Origin of the sequence: Streptomyces sp. CA-243310 (genome assembly GCF_050936775.1) — a bacterium.
In the GTDB taxonomy this organism is placed as follows: Bacteria; Actinomycetota; Actinomycetes; order Streptomycetales; family Streptomycetaceae; genus Streptomyces.
The window spans coordinates 1,275,429-1,288,865 of sequence record NZ_JBNJMF010000002.1 but is presented as its reverse complement, the minus strand read 5'-3'; the positions used below and the strand labels follow the sequence as shown (position 1 = coordinate 1,288,865).

13 protein-coding genes are annotated in these 13,437 nt (G+C 72.5%); 8 read left to right on the top strand and 5 right to left on the bottom strand.

Annotation, left to right across the window (positions count from 1 at the left end; genetic code table 11):
- Positions 1–22: 22 nt before the first annotated feature.
- Both ACQEVM_RS23310 and ACQEVM_RS23305 read right to left on the bottom strand, forming a co-directional pair.
- Positions 23–1,972 carry an AAA family ATPase gene (locus tag ACQEVM_RS23310; RefSeq protein WP_433082053.1) on the bottom strand — a complete coding sequence of 650 codons (1,950 nt, stop codon included), beginning with the start codon at positions 1,970–1,972 and terminating at the stop codon, positions 23–25.
- 357 nt (positions 1,973–2,329) lie between these two features.
- Complete coding sequence (locus ACQEVM_RS23305; protein ID WP_433085334.1) at positions 2,330–2,947, bottom strand: uridine kinase family protein; 618 nt, start codon at positions 2,945–2,947, stop codon at positions 2,330–2,332.
- A gap of 250 nt (positions 2,948–3,197) precedes the next feature.
- On the opposite strand from ACQEVM_RS23305, the gene ACQEVM_RS23300 reads away from it, so the two are divergent.
- The 3 genes from ACQEVM_RS23300 to ACQEVM_RS23290 all read left to right on the top strand — a co-directional run bounded on the left by ACQEVM_RS23300 (position 3,198) and on the right by ACQEVM_RS23290 (position 5,467).
- Entirely contained in the window at positions 3,198–4,604 is a 1,407-nt protein-coding gene (locus tag ACQEVM_RS23300; RefSeq protein WP_433082051.1) for a peptidase C39 family protein, read from the top strand.
- Positions 4,605–4,768: 164 nt separating this feature from the next.
- The gene (locus ACQEVM_RS23295; protein ID WP_433082049.1) at positions 4,769–5,197 is read left to right on the top strand and encodes an SPW repeat protein; all 429 of its coding nucleotides are present in this window, start codon (positions 4,769–4,771) and stop codon (positions 5,195–5,197) included.
- 117 nt (positions 5,198–5,314) lie between these two features.
- Positions 5,315–5,467: an SCO1431 family membrane protein gene (locus tag ACQEVM_RS23290; RefSeq protein ID WP_433082047.1), complete on the top strand. Its 153-nt coding sequence runs from the start codon at positions 5,315–5,317 to the stop codon at positions 5,465–5,467.
- Positions 5,468–5,527: 60 nt separating this feature from the next.
- Here the strand turns inward: ACQEVM_RS23290 and ACQEVM_RS23285 are convergent, their stop codons facing one another.
- Positions 5,528–6,514 (bottom strand): DUF6114 domain-containing protein, encoded by a 987-nt coding sequence (locus tag ACQEVM_RS23285; protein WP_433082045.1) that lies wholly within the window; start codon positions 6,512–6,514, stop codon positions 5,528–5,530.
- Positions 6,505–7,113: a DUF6230 family protein gene (locus ACQEVM_RS23280; RefSeq protein WP_433082043.1), complete on the bottom strand. Its 609-nt coding sequence runs from the start codon at positions 7,111–7,113 to the stop codon at positions 6,505–6,507. Before ACQEVM_RS23280 ends, ACQEVM_RS23285 begins: the two co-directional genes overlap by 10 nt.
- Positions 7,114–7,211: 98 nt before the next feature.
- On the opposite strand from ACQEVM_RS23280, the gene ACQEVM_RS23275 reads away from it, so the two are divergent.
- The 4 genes from ACQEVM_RS23275 to ACQEVM_RS23260 all read left to right on the top strand — a co-directional run bounded on the left by ACQEVM_RS23275 (position 7,212) and on the right by ACQEVM_RS23260 (position 12,257).
- The gene (locus ACQEVM_RS23275) at positions 7,212–7,898 is read left to right on the top strand and encodes a TetR/AcrR family transcriptional regulator (protein ID WP_433082041.1); all 687 of its coding nucleotides are present in this window, start codon (positions 7,212–7,214) and stop codon (positions 7,896–7,898) included.
- Between the two features lie 147 nt (positions 7,899–8,045).
- Positions 8,046–9,218 carry an acyl-CoA dehydrogenase family protein gene (locus ACQEVM_RS23270; protein WP_433082039.1) on the top strand — a complete coding sequence of 391 codons (1,173 nt, stop codon included), beginning with the start codon at positions 8,046–8,048 and terminating at the stop codon, positions 9,216–9,218.
- A 742-nt stretch (positions 9,219–9,960) separates the two neighbouring features.
- Positions 9,961–11,094, top strand: coding sequence for a hypothetical protein (locus ACQEVM_RS23265; RefSeq protein WP_433082037.1), 1,134 nt, complete (start codon positions 9,961–9,963; stop codon positions 11,092–11,094).
- A 65-nt stretch (positions 11,095–11,159) separates the two neighbouring features.
- On the top strand, positions 11,160–12,257 hold the full coding sequence (locus ACQEVM_RS23260; RefSeq protein ID WP_433082035.1) for a phosphotransferase family protein: 1,098 nt from the start codon (positions 11,160–11,162) through the stop codon (positions 12,255–12,257).
- A 13-nt stretch (positions 12,258–12,270) separates the two neighbouring features.
- On the opposite strand, the gene ACQEVM_RS23255 is transcribed toward ACQEVM_RS23260, so the two are convergent.
- On the bottom strand, positions 12,271–12,705 hold the full coding sequence (locus tag ACQEVM_RS23255; protein ID WP_351752517.1) for a hypothetical protein: 435 nt from the start codon (positions 12,703–12,705) through the stop codon (positions 12,271–12,273).
- A 218-nt stretch (positions 12,706–12,923) separates the two neighbouring features.
- Here ACQEVM_RS23255 and ACQEVM_RS23250 point away from each other — a divergent pair, with 218 nt between their 5' ends.
- Entirely contained in the window at positions 12,924–13,364 is a 441-nt protein-coding gene (locus tag ACQEVM_RS23250; RefSeq protein ID WP_053681811.1) for an Lrp/AsnC family transcriptional regulator, read from the top strand.
- The last annotated feature ends 73 nt before the right edge of the window (positions 13,365–13,437 follow it).

Genomic DNA, 13,437 nt, shown 5'->3' with positions numbered 1-13,437 from the left:
CCCGCCCCGGAGCCCCCGTCGCCTACAGCGGCGGGGGCTCCGTGCGGTCCTGGGGACCCCGGCCCGACAGGACCTCCCCGTAGGCCTGCATCAGATCGGCCAACCGCAGCGTGGCCAGGTCCTCCCGTGAGGGATCCGCCGCGAACCCCGCCAACCTCAGGTCCCGGTAGGCGCAGCTCTTCTCGTACAGGGTCCGCAGGAAGCGGCCGTTGCCCAGCTCGTCGATCCAGCCCTGCTCGACGACGTGCCCGCTGATGCTGCGCAGCTCGTCCAGGGCCTCCTCGTCCCAGCAGTCCCCGTTCGCGTCCGCGAGCACCCCGCCGATTGCGGTCAGCTCCGGCGGCCGGTAGCTCGGGAAGTCCACCCGGGTGGTGAAGCGCGACGAGAGCCCCGGGTTCGTGGCCAGCAACCGGTCCATCCCCGCCGGATAGCCCGCCAGGATCACCACCAGGTGGTCGCGATTGTCCTCGGCCCGCTTCAGCAGGACCTGGAGGGCCTCGTCCCCGTACGCGTCACCCTTGCTGTAGCCGGAGTTGGACAGGCTGTAGGCCTCGTCCACGAACAGCACCCCGCCGATCGCGGAGTCGATCAGTTCGTTCGCCTTCACGGCCGTCTGACCCAGGAACTCGCCCACCAGATCGGCTCGTTGGGCCTCCACCAGATGGTCGCCGCCCAGCAGGCCGAGGGCGTAGAACACCCGGCCCAGGATGCGCGCGACCGTGGTCTTGCCCGTCCCCGAGGGCCCCGAGAAGACGAAGTGCCGCTTCGGCGGCTGTACCGGCAGCCCCTGGCTCGCCCGCAACCCGGCCATGTGCAACTGCGCCGACAAGGCCTTCACCTGCCGCTTGACGGGCTCCAGGCCCACCATCCGCTCCAGCTCGGCCAGCGCCTCGGACAACGCCTGCGGATCGGCGGGCCCGGACGGCAGACCCGCCGCCCGGGGCGGAACCACCACCTTGCGGCGCACGCCCTCCAAGCGGTTCGGGCCGGGCGGCACCCCACCCGACCCGAACCGCTGATCCGGCGGCTCCAGGACCGTCGGCGGATCCGGCTCGACCTGTCCGTCCGCCGCGATGTCCTGCACCGGGCCCGAGCCGCCGCCCAGCGCCACCGCCGCGAAATCCCCGCCGGACGGGGAGAGGCCGTGCCCGGCGAAGCCCTCGCCGGAATGCCCGTACCCCGCGTACCCGTCGGCCCCGTCGACGAAGTCGGCGTCCTCGATCGCCGTCAGCCGCGCCACCGTGTCCATGAACGCCGGATCGACCCGGTGCACGGCGCGGTACAACGGCAGCGCCGCCGCGCTGCGCCCCGTGCCCTCGTGGGCCCGCGCCAGCCAGTACCGAAGCTCCTTGCGCTGGGGCTGCTCGCTGCGGCACCGCATGAGCGCCGCCGACAGCATCGGCTCGGCCTGCCCGTACATCTCCAGCCGGACCCGGGCCATCCCGCCGAACAGACCCGCCTCGATGCCCAGCAGCGGATCGTCGACCAGCGGCTCGGTGTGCCGGACCAACTGGTCCCAGTCCTTGACCAGATACGCCCGGCAGGCGTGCAGGAACCGCACCTGGGCATCGGTGTCCACCGGCGGCAGGGCCGCCAGCGCCTGGTCCAACTCGGGCACGTGACGACCGTCCAGCCAGTGCGAGGCGTGGGCCAACAACAGGTCCCGGCGGCTCTCCAACACCGGCTGCACCCACCAGCCCAGCCAGTACCACGAGTTCAGCATGCGCCGGTGACGGGCCCGCTGCTCGCCGAACCGGTCCCGATGGGCGTACATGCGCAATAACGCGTTGGTGGTGTCCACCCGGAGCGCGTGGAGACCGAGCCAGGCGTCGGCCATCGCGGGATCGAGCCGTACGGCCGCCCGGAACTCCTCCTCGGCCTGCGGATAGGCACCCATCGTGCAGGCGTCCACTCCGCGCAGCCAGGCGAGTTCGGCCGGGGCGTGCGTGCTGCCCGGCGTGCCGAAGTCCATCACATCCCCCACAAGCCTGCCCCCGTGGTACGCGGCAACCCCCGCGTCAGTCCCGCGAGTTGCCCACCGCGCCAGATGAAATCAGGGCTGCATCGTACCTGCGGTCACGCACCTTACCCAGGGTGCGGGGGGTGTGCGTCGGGGGCGCGTTTCCGGCTCCTGCGGTGACACAGGGTGAAGGCCGGTGCGCGGCGGACCCGACGGAGGGCAGAACGAAGCCCCCGGTCACGGGGGAACAACCGGGGGCTTGACGTCCGCCGCGGCCCTTGCGGACCGAGCATTCAGAACGTAAGGCCGCCGCGGGCGCCAGGTCAAGCCGGTCGGAGAGGCCCGGTGCGGACGGATTTCCGGACCCGCTCAGGCGCGGGGGAGCCCGTCACCTTGCGTGACGGAAGAGGTGGTTCCTGCGGTCGCAGCGGCCCCGGAAGTCCACTCGTATCCCGTACCGCTCTGGCGTACCAGGGTGTCGGCGAAGGGGCGTGAAGGGTCGTCCGCGAAGTGCGCGAGCTCCGCGCGCTCCCATCCGTCCCAGAAGTCGGAGAGTTCGCGCCCGTCCCGGTTTCGCCCGCGCCCCCAGGACTTCGCGCGCGGTGTCTCCATCCACAGCAGTCCCGCCAGCCACGGCCGGAGGGTCCGCCGCCCGGCCCCGACCCCCTCGACGAGCAGCACCGGGGCCGGCTCCAGCTCCCGCGCGGGACCGAACCGACGTTCGACCCAGTCGTACGGCGTCCAGAGCGCGGGCCGGCCGGCGCGGAGCGGCTCCAGGACCTGGGTACCGAGTCGCCCGTCCCACGCGAAGGGTTCCTCGTGGGTGGCCACGTCGTCCAGATGCATCACCGGCGCCCCGCCCAGGGCCTCGGCGAGCCGCTCCGCGAAGGTGCTCTTCCCGGAGCCCGCGTGCCCGTCGATGCCGATCAGTCGTACCGGACCGAGCGAGGGGGGCAGGGAGGCCAGCTCCCGCGCGAGCCGCTCCAGGGAACCGCCCGCCCGGGCGGGCCCGGGGGGTGCGACGACCGACCGGGAACCGGGTGACGGGTGTGACGGGTGCGACGGGTGTGCTTCCACCCGGCCAGCCTAGATCCTGCCGTCCGCGTCGGAGTCGCCCGCGGGACCGCCCGAGTGGCAGGACCGACACGGGGCCCGTGGCTTCGCCGCCCGGCAGCCGGGAACTGGAAGGGTGGACCACCAGCCGAGCCACCGCACCGACCCATGGGGGCCACCACCGATGACCGCACCCACCCCACGCAGGGCCCTGCTAGCCGTCGCCCTCGCGGCCGCCGCCGCGGCCACCGTTCCCGGCGGGGCGGCCTCGGCCGCCGGCGCGTCCCGGGGCGGAGCGAAGACCCCCCCGGCCCCGGGCGCCGGCGCGTCCGGGGCCGGGGCCGCCGCGGGCCGGACGGTCGACAACCGCTTCTGGTACTCCCACGCGCACTGGCTGGCCGGCACCCACCGGGGCACCGCGGCGGTCGGCGGCGCCCGACCCGGACTGGAGATGAGGACCCCGGCCGGCCGGACCGAGTACACCGACCCGCACACCGCGCGGAAGGCCACCTGGGAGTACGCCTCCTGGACCTCTCCGGTGCACCGCTCGACCGTCCCCGCCACCGAGGCCATCGCGTCCTGGAACGCCCGCACCCCGGCCGGCACCTGGATCCGGATCGAGCTGCGCGGCACGTACACCGACGGCACCGCCACCCCGTGGTACGTCATGGGCCGTTGGGCCTCCGGCGACGGCGACATCCGGCGCACCTCGGTCGACGGACAGAGCGACGGGCGCAGCACCGTCTGGACCGACACGCTGGCCCTCGACGGACCCGCCAAGGCCGCCGGCCTGCGCCTGCGCGGCTGGCAACTGCGCCTGACCCTCCACCGCCGGCCCGGAGCCGAGCGCGGCCCCACGGTCTGGCTGGCCGGGGCGATGGTCTCCGACGTCCCGGACCGCTTCACCGTCCCCGCCTCCAAACCGTCGGGCAAGGCCCACGAACTGAAGGTCCCGAGGTACTCGCAGGAGGTCCACCTCGGGCGGTACCCCGAGTACGACAACGGCGGCGAGGCCTGGTGCAGCCCCACCTCCTCCCAGATGATCATCGAGTTCTGGGGGCGCAGGGCAACCCCGGCGGCCCTGGGCTGGGTCCGCAAGGGGTACTCCGATCCGCAGGTCTGCCACGCAGCCCGCTCCACGTACGACGCGGCGTACAAGGGCTGCGGCAACTGGCCCTTCAACGCCGCCTACGCCGCCACGTACCCGGACATGGCCGGGGTCGTCACCCGGCTGACGTCCCTCGCCGATCTGGAGGTCCTGGTCCGTGCCGGGATCCCGGCCATCACCTCGCAGTCCTTCCGCGCCGAGGAGCTGACCGGCGCCGGCTACGGCACGGCGGGCCACCTGATGACCGTCATCGGCTTCACGGCCACCGGGGACGTGATCGCCAACGACCCGAACTCGGCGGACAACCCCTCCGTCCGCCGCGTCTACCGGCGCAAGGAGTGGGAGACCATCTGGCTCCGCACCAAGCGCCGCAACGCCACGGGCAAGGAGGTCTCGGGCACCGGCGGCATCTGTTACCTGTACGTCCCCGCCCGTCCGTCGGCGGTCGCGATCCGGGCCCTGCGGACGGTGGGGGTGCTCTGACGCGGACGGCGGCCCGCTTGTCCCAAGTGCGCGGCCCTTGTCGGAAGTACGAAAAAACCCGCGCCTGTTTCCGTTGACCCGAATGGGTTGTAAGTGGAACATAAAGGGCACAGAACGTGTGTAGGCACAGGGCAGATTCAGGCTTCAACAGGAGGCGGCCCGCCATGACCACCCACCCGAACATCGAACAACACCCCGACCTCGCCGAGATGCGCACGCGCTTCGAGCAGGTCACCAGCACCCCCCGAGCGCAGGCGGTCGAGGCGATGGCCCTGATCACCGGTCTCTACATCGCGGCATCGCCGTGGATCGTGGGATTCAGCGGCTTCGGCTCGCTGGCGGTCAACAACCTGATCGCCGGACTGGCGTACTGCCTGTGCATGGGCGGCCTGGGGTCCGCCTACGAGCGCACGCACGCGATGGCGTGGACCGCCGTCGTCGTCGCGGCCTGGACGATCGTCGCCCCGTGGGTCATCGCGGGAGACGTCGCCACCACCCGTACCGTGCTGAGCAACGTCATCGCCGGCGCCGTCGCCCTGCTGCTGGCACTGGCCATGGCCGGCATGGCAGGTCGGGACCGCCGCGCCGGCTGACCGCGGCGCACCGCCCCGTCACGCCCGCCGGACCCCGGCGGGCGTGACGTGCGCCACCCGTGACGCTCGTCTCTCGTCCCTACCGCAAGAGCCGCGAATGCTGCCACATTGGACGGCATGACCACACCTGCCGCAGCCCCGACCGACCGCGCCCGCAGCCTCGCCCGCACGGGTGGCCCCAAGGACGCCTCCGGCTGGCTGGAGCACGTGCTCGGCTGGACCCTGGTGGTCGTCATCGCCATGTTCGTCACCCAGGTCGGCTGGCTCTAGGCTCTGTCGTCAGGGCCCGGCGGGCCCGCGGCGGCGCGCGGAACGGGGCCGCCGGACGGATCACGAGGCGTCCAGCCTCAGCCCGTCGGTGACGATCACGTCCGAGGTGACCAGCGCCTGTTCGGCGCTCACCCGCGTCATGAAGACGAACGGCGGGATCACCGGGGGAGCGGGCAGCCCCTCGGGGCTGAAGGTGACGCACAGCAGCCCCTCGATGCAGCCGCTGAACCGCGTCAGGTACAGGGTGACGTCGCCCCGCAGGGTCAGGGACCGGGCCGCCAGACCGTACTCCTCCCCGCCGTCCCGGGTGCGCAGCCGGTAGTCGTACAGCGAGGCCGCCGCCATCTTCAGCACCAGTACCTTGCGCGGTCCGTCGATCGTGTCCACCTCGGTGACCCCCGCCAGGGCGAAGCCCTGGGGTGCGAAGAGCGAGGTGGTCACCGTCGGGGGAGTCCGGGCGGCCTTCGGTGGTCCCTGCCCGGCCGCGTCGGCCCTGGCGGGCGAGGTCCCCGAGGTCAGCGCGACCAGCAGGGCCAGCGGCACCGCCACCGCCGCCGCACGGGACCCGGCGCCATCCGGACCCGTTCCGGGGCCGGGACCGGTCCGGGAGTCCGTCGCCGTCGTGGTGTCGCCCTCCGGCAGCGGGGTCCAGCCGAAGGCCAGGGCGCTGCCCGCGATGCCGAGCAGCATCCCCACCAGGAAGCCGCCCAGGTTCGTCGCCACGAACGACAGCACCGAGAGCAGCAGTGCGTGGATCGACACGTAGGTCCTGGCCTGCGGCAGGAACCACAGGAACAGCCCGGCCACCACCAGCGCCGCGCCGATCCCGATCGCCGCGATCCCGCCGAGCCCCAGGCTGACCAGCACGGTCAGCGGGGACAGTGGGATCAGCAGCAACTCGACCCCGCCCGACAGCACCAGCAGTCCGCCCCAGAACGGCCGGGTCCGCCGCCAGGTGCGCAGTCGTCGCCTGGGTCCGGGCAGGGGGAGTCGCGGCGCCCGCCTCCCCCTGCCCGGGTTCGCGGGTCGGCGCGTCCCTAGAAGCACTGCTTGCCGTCCAGTCCGACGCTCAGCCGCATGCCCTTGAGGCGGAAGTTGCCGCCGGTCGCGGACCAGGCGTGCGAGCGCACGTTCAGGACCTCGATGTTCCCCGCCTGGAGACCGAACCTGCCCGGTTCGCCCCTGACCCCCTCGACCTGGTCGAGGGTGGAGGCGTCCCGGCCGATCTGCGCCGTGCCGAAGGTCGCGTCGCCGTCGAGGTCCTCGCCGTCGATCACCAGGTTCTCGGCGGTGACCTGGCCGGCGGGTCCGCCCGCGCTCAGTTTGAAGACCACGGGCCCCAGAGGGGTGTCCACCCGGGCGGACTGGCAGATGTCGGCCAGTGTGGCCTCGCCGATCCCGAGCAGTGCGACCGGATGCCCCTTGCCGTCGACGGAACGGTCCGTCTGCACGTAGGACGCCAGGCCCTTGCTGCTCAACTTGGATGAGGAGACCTGGAAGGAGGTCCCCGAGACGGCGAAGGACGCGGCGAGCGCGCCCTGCGCCATGACGACGCCCATCGCCCCGACCGCGATCACCGCGGGCAGTGCGACCGCCACCGTCCTCTTCCACTCGATCCGGCCCTCGCGGCCGCTGTTCGTGCTCATGGAGGTGCCTCCCGTACGTCGTCCGTGCGCAGGGAAGTGCATGAGACAGGTCTGCCATACTGCGGGCATCCTGTGGGAGTTCGAGGCTAGGGCCGAATTTGAATAATAGTCAACAGCGCGGCGCGACCGGCCGTTCGCAGGTCCGCCGGGCCGAACTCATGGCGATCGGGCGCAAGTTGTTCGCCGACACCTCGTACGACGCGCTCTCCATGGACGACATCGCCCAACACGCGGGTGTCGCCAAGGGGTTGATCTACTACTACTTCAAGAGCAAGCGCGGCTACTACCTCGCCATCGTCGAGGAGTCCGTCGCCGAACTCGTCGCCCGCGCGGCCGCGGAGACCGAACTGCCCGGCCCGGAACGCGCCCGCCGCACCATCGACGGCTACCTGTACTACGCCGAACACCACCGGGCCGCCTACCGCACCATCGTCACCGGCGGCGTCGGCTCCGACGCCGAGGTGCTCGCGATCCGCGACGCTGTCCGCGAGGAACTGGTCGCCACCATCGCCGAGGCCGCGTATGGCCGTCGCACGGTGTCCCCGCTCGCCAGGCTCGCGCTCGTGGGCTGGCTCTCCGGGGTCGAGGGGATCACCCTGGAGTGGATCGGCGTCCTCGGCGCCGAGGGGCAGCCCGGCCGGGAGGAGGTCGCGGCGCTGCTCGTGCGGCAGCTGCGCGCGACCCTGACGGTGATCGAGGAGTTCGCCCCCGACCACCCCGCTCCACCCGCGCACGAGGTCCCGGAGAATCTCGATGATCATGCACCGGTGACGGGAAGCCCCTGATCGGGCATACTCAAGCCGCCGCAGCCACTGAACAGGCCCTTCCGCGATCCGGGAGGGCAGTATCGGCTGTGAGAGCACCGAGATCCGGTGGCGCGTCCCACACCTCACGCGTCGCCGCCGTGCCCGACCAGGGAGGAGAGCGCCGCCATGACCGACCGCGCCCCGCAGCCGGTGGACCGACAGTTGCCCACCGAAGAGTCCCGTGATCTGCTCGCGCTCGCACGAGAGATCGCGCAGCGGGAGATCCGTCCCCGGGCCGCCGAGGAGGAGGACGACGGACGCTTCCCCCGGGAGGTCTTCACCCTGCTGTCCGAGGCCGGCCTGCTGGGGCTCCCGTACGCCGGCGAGTTCGGTGGCGGCGAGCAGCCGTACGAGGTCTACCTCCAGGTGCTGGAGGAGCTCGCCGCGGCCCGGCTGACGGTCGGCCTCGGTGTCAGCGTGCACTCCCTGGCCTGCCACGGCCTCGCCGGCTACGGCACCAAGGAGCAGCAGGGCGCCCACCTCCCCGCGATGCTCGGCGGCGGCCTGCTCGGCGCCTACTGCCTCTCGGAGCCGGCCGCCGGCTCCGACGCCGCCTCACTGACCACCAAGGCCGTCCGCGACGGCGACGACTGGATCATCACCGGCACCAAGGCGTGGATCACGCACGGCGGGGTCGCGGACTTCTACACGGTCCTCGCGCGCACGGGTGTCAACGGTCCCAAGGGCATCACCGCCTTCCTCGTCCCCGGCGACGCGGCCGGCCTGACGGCGGCGGTCCCCGAGAAGAAGATGGGCATGAAGGGCTCGCCCACCGCCCAGCTGCACTTCGACGGCGTACGCGTCCCCGACACCCGGCGCATCGGCGAGGAGGGGCAGGGATTCACCATCGCCCTGGCCGCCCTGGACGCCGGCCGGCTCGGGATCGCCGCCTGCGCGATCGGTGTCGCCCAGGCGGCCCTGGACGAGGCCCTGGTCTACTCCCTGGACCGCAAGCAGTTCGGGCACCCCATCGCGGACTTCCAGGGGATGCGCTTCATGATGGCCGACATGGCGACCAAGATCGAGGCGGGCCGGGCGCTGTACCTCGCCGCCGCGCGCCTGCGGGACGCCGGCAAGCCCTTCTCCCGGCAGGCCGCCATGGCCAAGCTGTTCTGCACGGACGCCGCGATGGCCGTCACGACGGACGCCGTGCAGGTCCTCGGCGGCTACGGGTACACCGCGGACTTCCCGGTGGAGCGGCTCATGCGCGAGGCGAAGGTGCTGCAGATCGTGGAGGGCACCAACCAGATCCAGCGCATGGTCATCGCCCGCCACCTCGCGGGCCCCGAGACCCGCTGAGGCGCCCGGGCCGGGGCGCCGGCCGTTCCGGCCGTCCCGGCCGCAGCCGCACCGTGGCCCGGCCGTCCCGGCCGTCGCCCGGCCGGTCCGGTCCCGGGCCGCGTCGCCGGGCCGCGTCGCCGGGCCGGGCCCGCCCCGGTTCGTCGGATGGCCGTCCCGCCCCGGCAAGGCGTCGCTCCGGCCCGGCCCGGCGGTACATCGGCCTCCCGCTCAGCCTCCGTACAGGGGGCCGCTGGGCCAGATCGGGGTCGAGGCGATCCGTGACCACTCCGGATCGCGCCGCCCCGGCACCGTCCGGCCCTCGGCGGTCCAGCGGGCCAGGAGCGTGGTGTAGACGGGTGTGTCGGGGTTCCTCGGCGGAACCGATTCTTCGTACCCGTGAGGCAGGGGCCGCCGCCTGCGACCCGTTCTCGGCGTGGACGTCTCAAGCGTGGTCATGCACGGCAGAACGCGAGATCAGCCCCCGGGTAACCGGGCCCCGCCCACGGCCATCCGTTCGACGTGTCGCCGACGCCTCCATCGACCGCGTCTCCCCACCGGCGGTCGCTCGAACCGCGGTCGGCGGGCGACATCCCCCTCCCGGTCCGGGTGTCCGGACGTGCCCTCCTGTCGCGTAGTGCCACAAGTCTGTTCCTTGAAACGGTTTCTGACGTACCGTCATATCCGCTTGAGTCGCACACCAGGCCAACCCGCGCCACGTCACGTCACGCGCCGCCACGCCGCCGCGCCCAGGAGGTCCGCCATGCCCGCCGACCGGCCCGTCCCGCTTGACGAATACCCCATCCACCAGGCGCCGTTGTCGATGAAGCACCTCGTCAGCGGCGACCGCAACGCCTACGACCGCTGCATCTTCCACGTCTTCGACCACGCCGGCCGGGCCGTCCTCATCCTCGGCCTCGGCGTCTACCCCAACGCGGGCGTCATCGACGCCTACGCCACCCTGCGCATCGGGGACGAACTCCTCGCCGTCCGCGCCTCCGACGCCCTCGGCGACGACCGGATGAACCTCTCCGTCGGCCCGCTCCGCATCACCGTCGACGAGCCGCTCAAGCGGATCGGCCTCCACTGCGACGCCGACCCCGACGACCCCGAGGGGCTCTCGTACGACATCACCTGGACCGCCGAGTTCCCCGCCGTCTGGGAGCCCCACCACGTACAGCGCCGCGGCGACCGGCTCATGCTGGAAGGTCGCCGCTTCGTCCAGGCCGGCAACGTCACCGGCACCATCCGGGTCGGGGGCGAGGAACTCACCCTGACCCCCGGCGCGTGGACCGGTACCCGCGACCGCAGTTGGGGCGTGCGCCCCATCCCCGGCGAGGACGGCGGCCGGGCGGGGGAGGAGCACCGCACCGAGGGCTTCCACTGGCTCTGGATACCCGTCCGCTTCGAGGACCGGTTCCTCATGGTCATCGTCCAGGAGGACGCCGACGGCCACCGCATCCTCAACGAGGCCGTCCAGGTCTTCCCCGAGGGCGACGGCCGTCACGACGTCCAACTCGGCTGGCCGCACACCGACATCCGCTACCGCCCCGGCAGCCGCCACCCCGAGAGCGCCGTCGTCCACCTCACCGACCCGGCCCGCAAACCACTCGAACTCGGCGTCCGCGTCCTCAACTCCTCCCCCCTCGCCGTCGGCGCCGGCTACCCGCCCGCCGCCGACTGGCAGCACGGCACCTGGCAGGGCCGCGGCTGGACCGACCGGCGCGTCTACGACCTCTCCGATCCCACCGCGCACCCCACGGCCGCCTTCGGGGTCACCGACCACTCGGCCCGCTTCACCCTCGACGGCCGGGTCGGACACGGCATCTTCGAGCACGGCAGTTTCGGCCGTCACGACCCCAGCGGCTTCACCGACCACACCTCGGTGGCCCCGTGACCCCGGGCGGACCTCGCGAGAGCCCCGAAGACGAGGCTCCATCGGAAAGGAAGGCAGGACCCGCCATGGCGACGGCACCACGTCCCCGCACCTCCACCCGCGAGCCCGAGGAACTCGGCCGCCGCCTCGCGGCCTGGCTCGACGCGATCCTTCCCGGCGCGAAGGTCACCGACATCTCCGTCCCCGGTTCCAACGGCATGTCCAGCGAGACCCTGCTCTTCGACATAGAGCACCCCGACACCCCGGAGCGGGCCTGCGCCCTGCGCCTGGCCGCGGACCCGGCCGCGTACACCGTGTTCCCCGTCTACGACCTGCCCCGCCAGTACCGGGTGATGAGCCTGGTCGCCGCGCACACCGACCTGCCCGTGCCGCGCGTGCGCTGGCTGGAGGAGGACCCGGGCCCGCTCGGTGCGCCCTTCCTCGTCATGGCCCGCGCCGAGGGCCGGGTACCGCCCGACGTCATGCCCTACACGTACGACGGCAACTGGCTGCACTCCGCCACCGACGCCGAACGCGCACGACTCCAGGAGGCGAGCGTCTCCCTGCTCGCCCGCCTCCACGACCAGTTCCCGACCGGGGAGGCGCGCTTCCTGCTCCCGCCCGGGGAGGGAAGCCCGCTGCGCCGCCACGTCGAGGCCCAACGCGCCTACTACGCATGGGTGGTGGCCGGACTGGCCCCCTCCCCGCTCCTGGAGCGGGCCTTCGACCGACTGGAGGAACTCTGGCCGGCCGACGAGGGTGACCCCGTCCTCAACTGGGGGGACGCCCGCATCGGCAACGTCGTCTACCAGGCCGACGGCTTCGAGCCGGTGGCCGTGCTTGACTGGGAGATGGCCTCGTACGCCCCCCGGGAGGTCGACCTGGGCTGGACCGTCTACCTGCACCGGTTCTTCCAGGACCTGACCGTCGGATTCGGCCGGCCGGGCCTGCCCGACTTCCTGCGCCGCGAGGACGTGGAGCGCCGGTACGCCGAACTCACCGGGCACACCCCGCGGGACATGGAGTTCCACACCCTCTACGCCGCCCTGCGGCACGGGATCGTGATGCTGCGCATCGCCTACCGACAGGCGCACTTCGGGGAGGTCGAGGTCCCGGCGGACCCGGACGGCCTGATCCTGCACCACGCCACCATCGACGCCATGGTGCGGGGAACGTACTGGTAGGGCGGGCGGTCCGTCAGGCGGCCTGCGCGTGCTGGCGCATCTGCGGCGGCAGCGGGGCCGTCACGCGGACGGGACGCGAGCCCGGACCGCCGACGTGCGAGAAGGGCTGCGTCCGCCAGTCGAGGCCCTGCGGGAGCGACAGGTGCACGATCGGGTCGAGTTCCTGCACGTCGTGCTGGAACCCGCCCACGGTCGGCAGCGCGTCGGAAGCCGGTCGGCCCGTACCCGCGCACACCGTGAGCCCGAACGGGTTCCACGGGGACGGGCAGAGGGCGTGCTGCGGCAGGTACTCCTCGTCCGCGACGAGGGCGATCGACTGGCCGCAGTCGGGGCAGATCGCGTGGTGGATCTCGAACCCCTCGGCCTCGTCGAGGTAGCCGTCCTCGTCGGAATCGAGCAGTTCCGGAGGCTCCGGTTCGATGCGACCGGCGCGCTTGGCGTTCAGCATGGATGTACTCCCCCTTGAATGGGCCGGGCGGGCAGGTTCTTCGGCCACGGCCACACCAAGCACTTCCCGTCACGCGGCACGAGTAACCACAACCACCCCCGGTACGCCCCGGTACCCCTGTGGCCTTGGTCACATGCCCGCCGCAGGTGCCACCCAACCCGTGGACACCGCTGTGCCTGGAGCGGCATTGGGCAATAGGTTGAGCGGCTATGAGCGCAATGGAGGAGCTGGACCGCCAGATCGTTGATCTGCTCGTGCGGGACGGGCGAATGAGCTACACGGATCTGGGCAAGGCCACGGGACTGTCCACGTCGGCGGTCCATCAGCGAGTACGCCGCCTGGAGCAGCGCGGGGTGATCCGCGGCTATGCCGCCGTGGTCGACCCCGAGGCCGTCGGGCTGCCCCTGACGGCGTTCATCTCGGTCAAGCCGTTCGACCCCAGCGCGCCGGACGACATCGCCGACCGCCTGGCGGGCGTCCCGGAGATCGAGGCCTGCCACAGCGTGGCCGGAGACGAGAACTACATCCTCAAGGTTCGCGTGGGCACGCCCCTGGAGCTGGAGGACCTGCTGGGCCGACTGCGCGCCCTGGCGCACGTCTCGACCCGCACGACGGTGGTGCTGTCCACCCCGTACGAGTCCCGTCCGCCCCGCGTGTGACGGCCCCCTGACCCGTCTTCGACCCGTCTTCCGTACCGCCCGGCCCCGGCCCCCACCCGGGGGACCCGAGGTC

Coding starts and splice junctions, on each gene's coding strand:
- ACQEVM_RS23290 (WP_433082047.1), top strand. CDS start 5,315: ATGACCACACCTGCCGCAGCCCCGACCGACCGCGCCCGCAGCCTCGCC.
- ACQEVM_RS23250 (WP_053681811.1), top strand. CDS start 12,924: ATGGAGGAGCTGGACCGCCAGATCGTTGATCTGCTCGTGCGGGACGGG.
- ACQEVM_RS23295 (WP_433082049.1), top strand. CDS start 4,769: ATGACCACCCACCCGAACATCGAACAACACCCCGACCTCGCCGAGATG.
- ACQEVM_RS23310 (WP_433082053.1), bottom strand. CDS start 1,972: ATGGACTTCGGCACGCCGGGCAGCACGCACGCCCCGGCCGAACTCGCC.
- ACQEVM_RS23260 (WP_433082035.1), top strand. CDS start 11,160: ATGGCGACGGCACCACGTCCCCGCACCTCCACCCGCGAGCCCGAGGAA.
- ACQEVM_RS23265 (WP_433082037.1), top strand. CDS start 9,961: ATGCCCGCCGACCGGCCCGTCCCGCTTGACGAATACCCCATCCACCAG.
- ACQEVM_RS23300 (WP_433082051.1), top strand. CDS start 3,198: ATGACCGCACCCACCCCACGCAGGGCCCTGCTAGCCGTCGCCCTCGCG.
- ACQEVM_RS23270 (WP_433082039.1), top strand. CDS start 8,046: ATGACCGACCGCGCCCCGCAGCCGGTGGACCGACAGTTGCCCACCGAA.
- ACQEVM_RS23255 (WP_351752517.1), bottom strand. CDS start 12,705: ATGCTGAACGCCAAGCGCGCCGGTCGCATCGAACCGGAGCCTCCGGAA.
- ACQEVM_RS23280 (WP_433082043.1), bottom strand. CDS start 7,113: ATGAGCACGAACAGCGGCCGCGAGGGCCGGATCGAGTGGAAGAGGACG.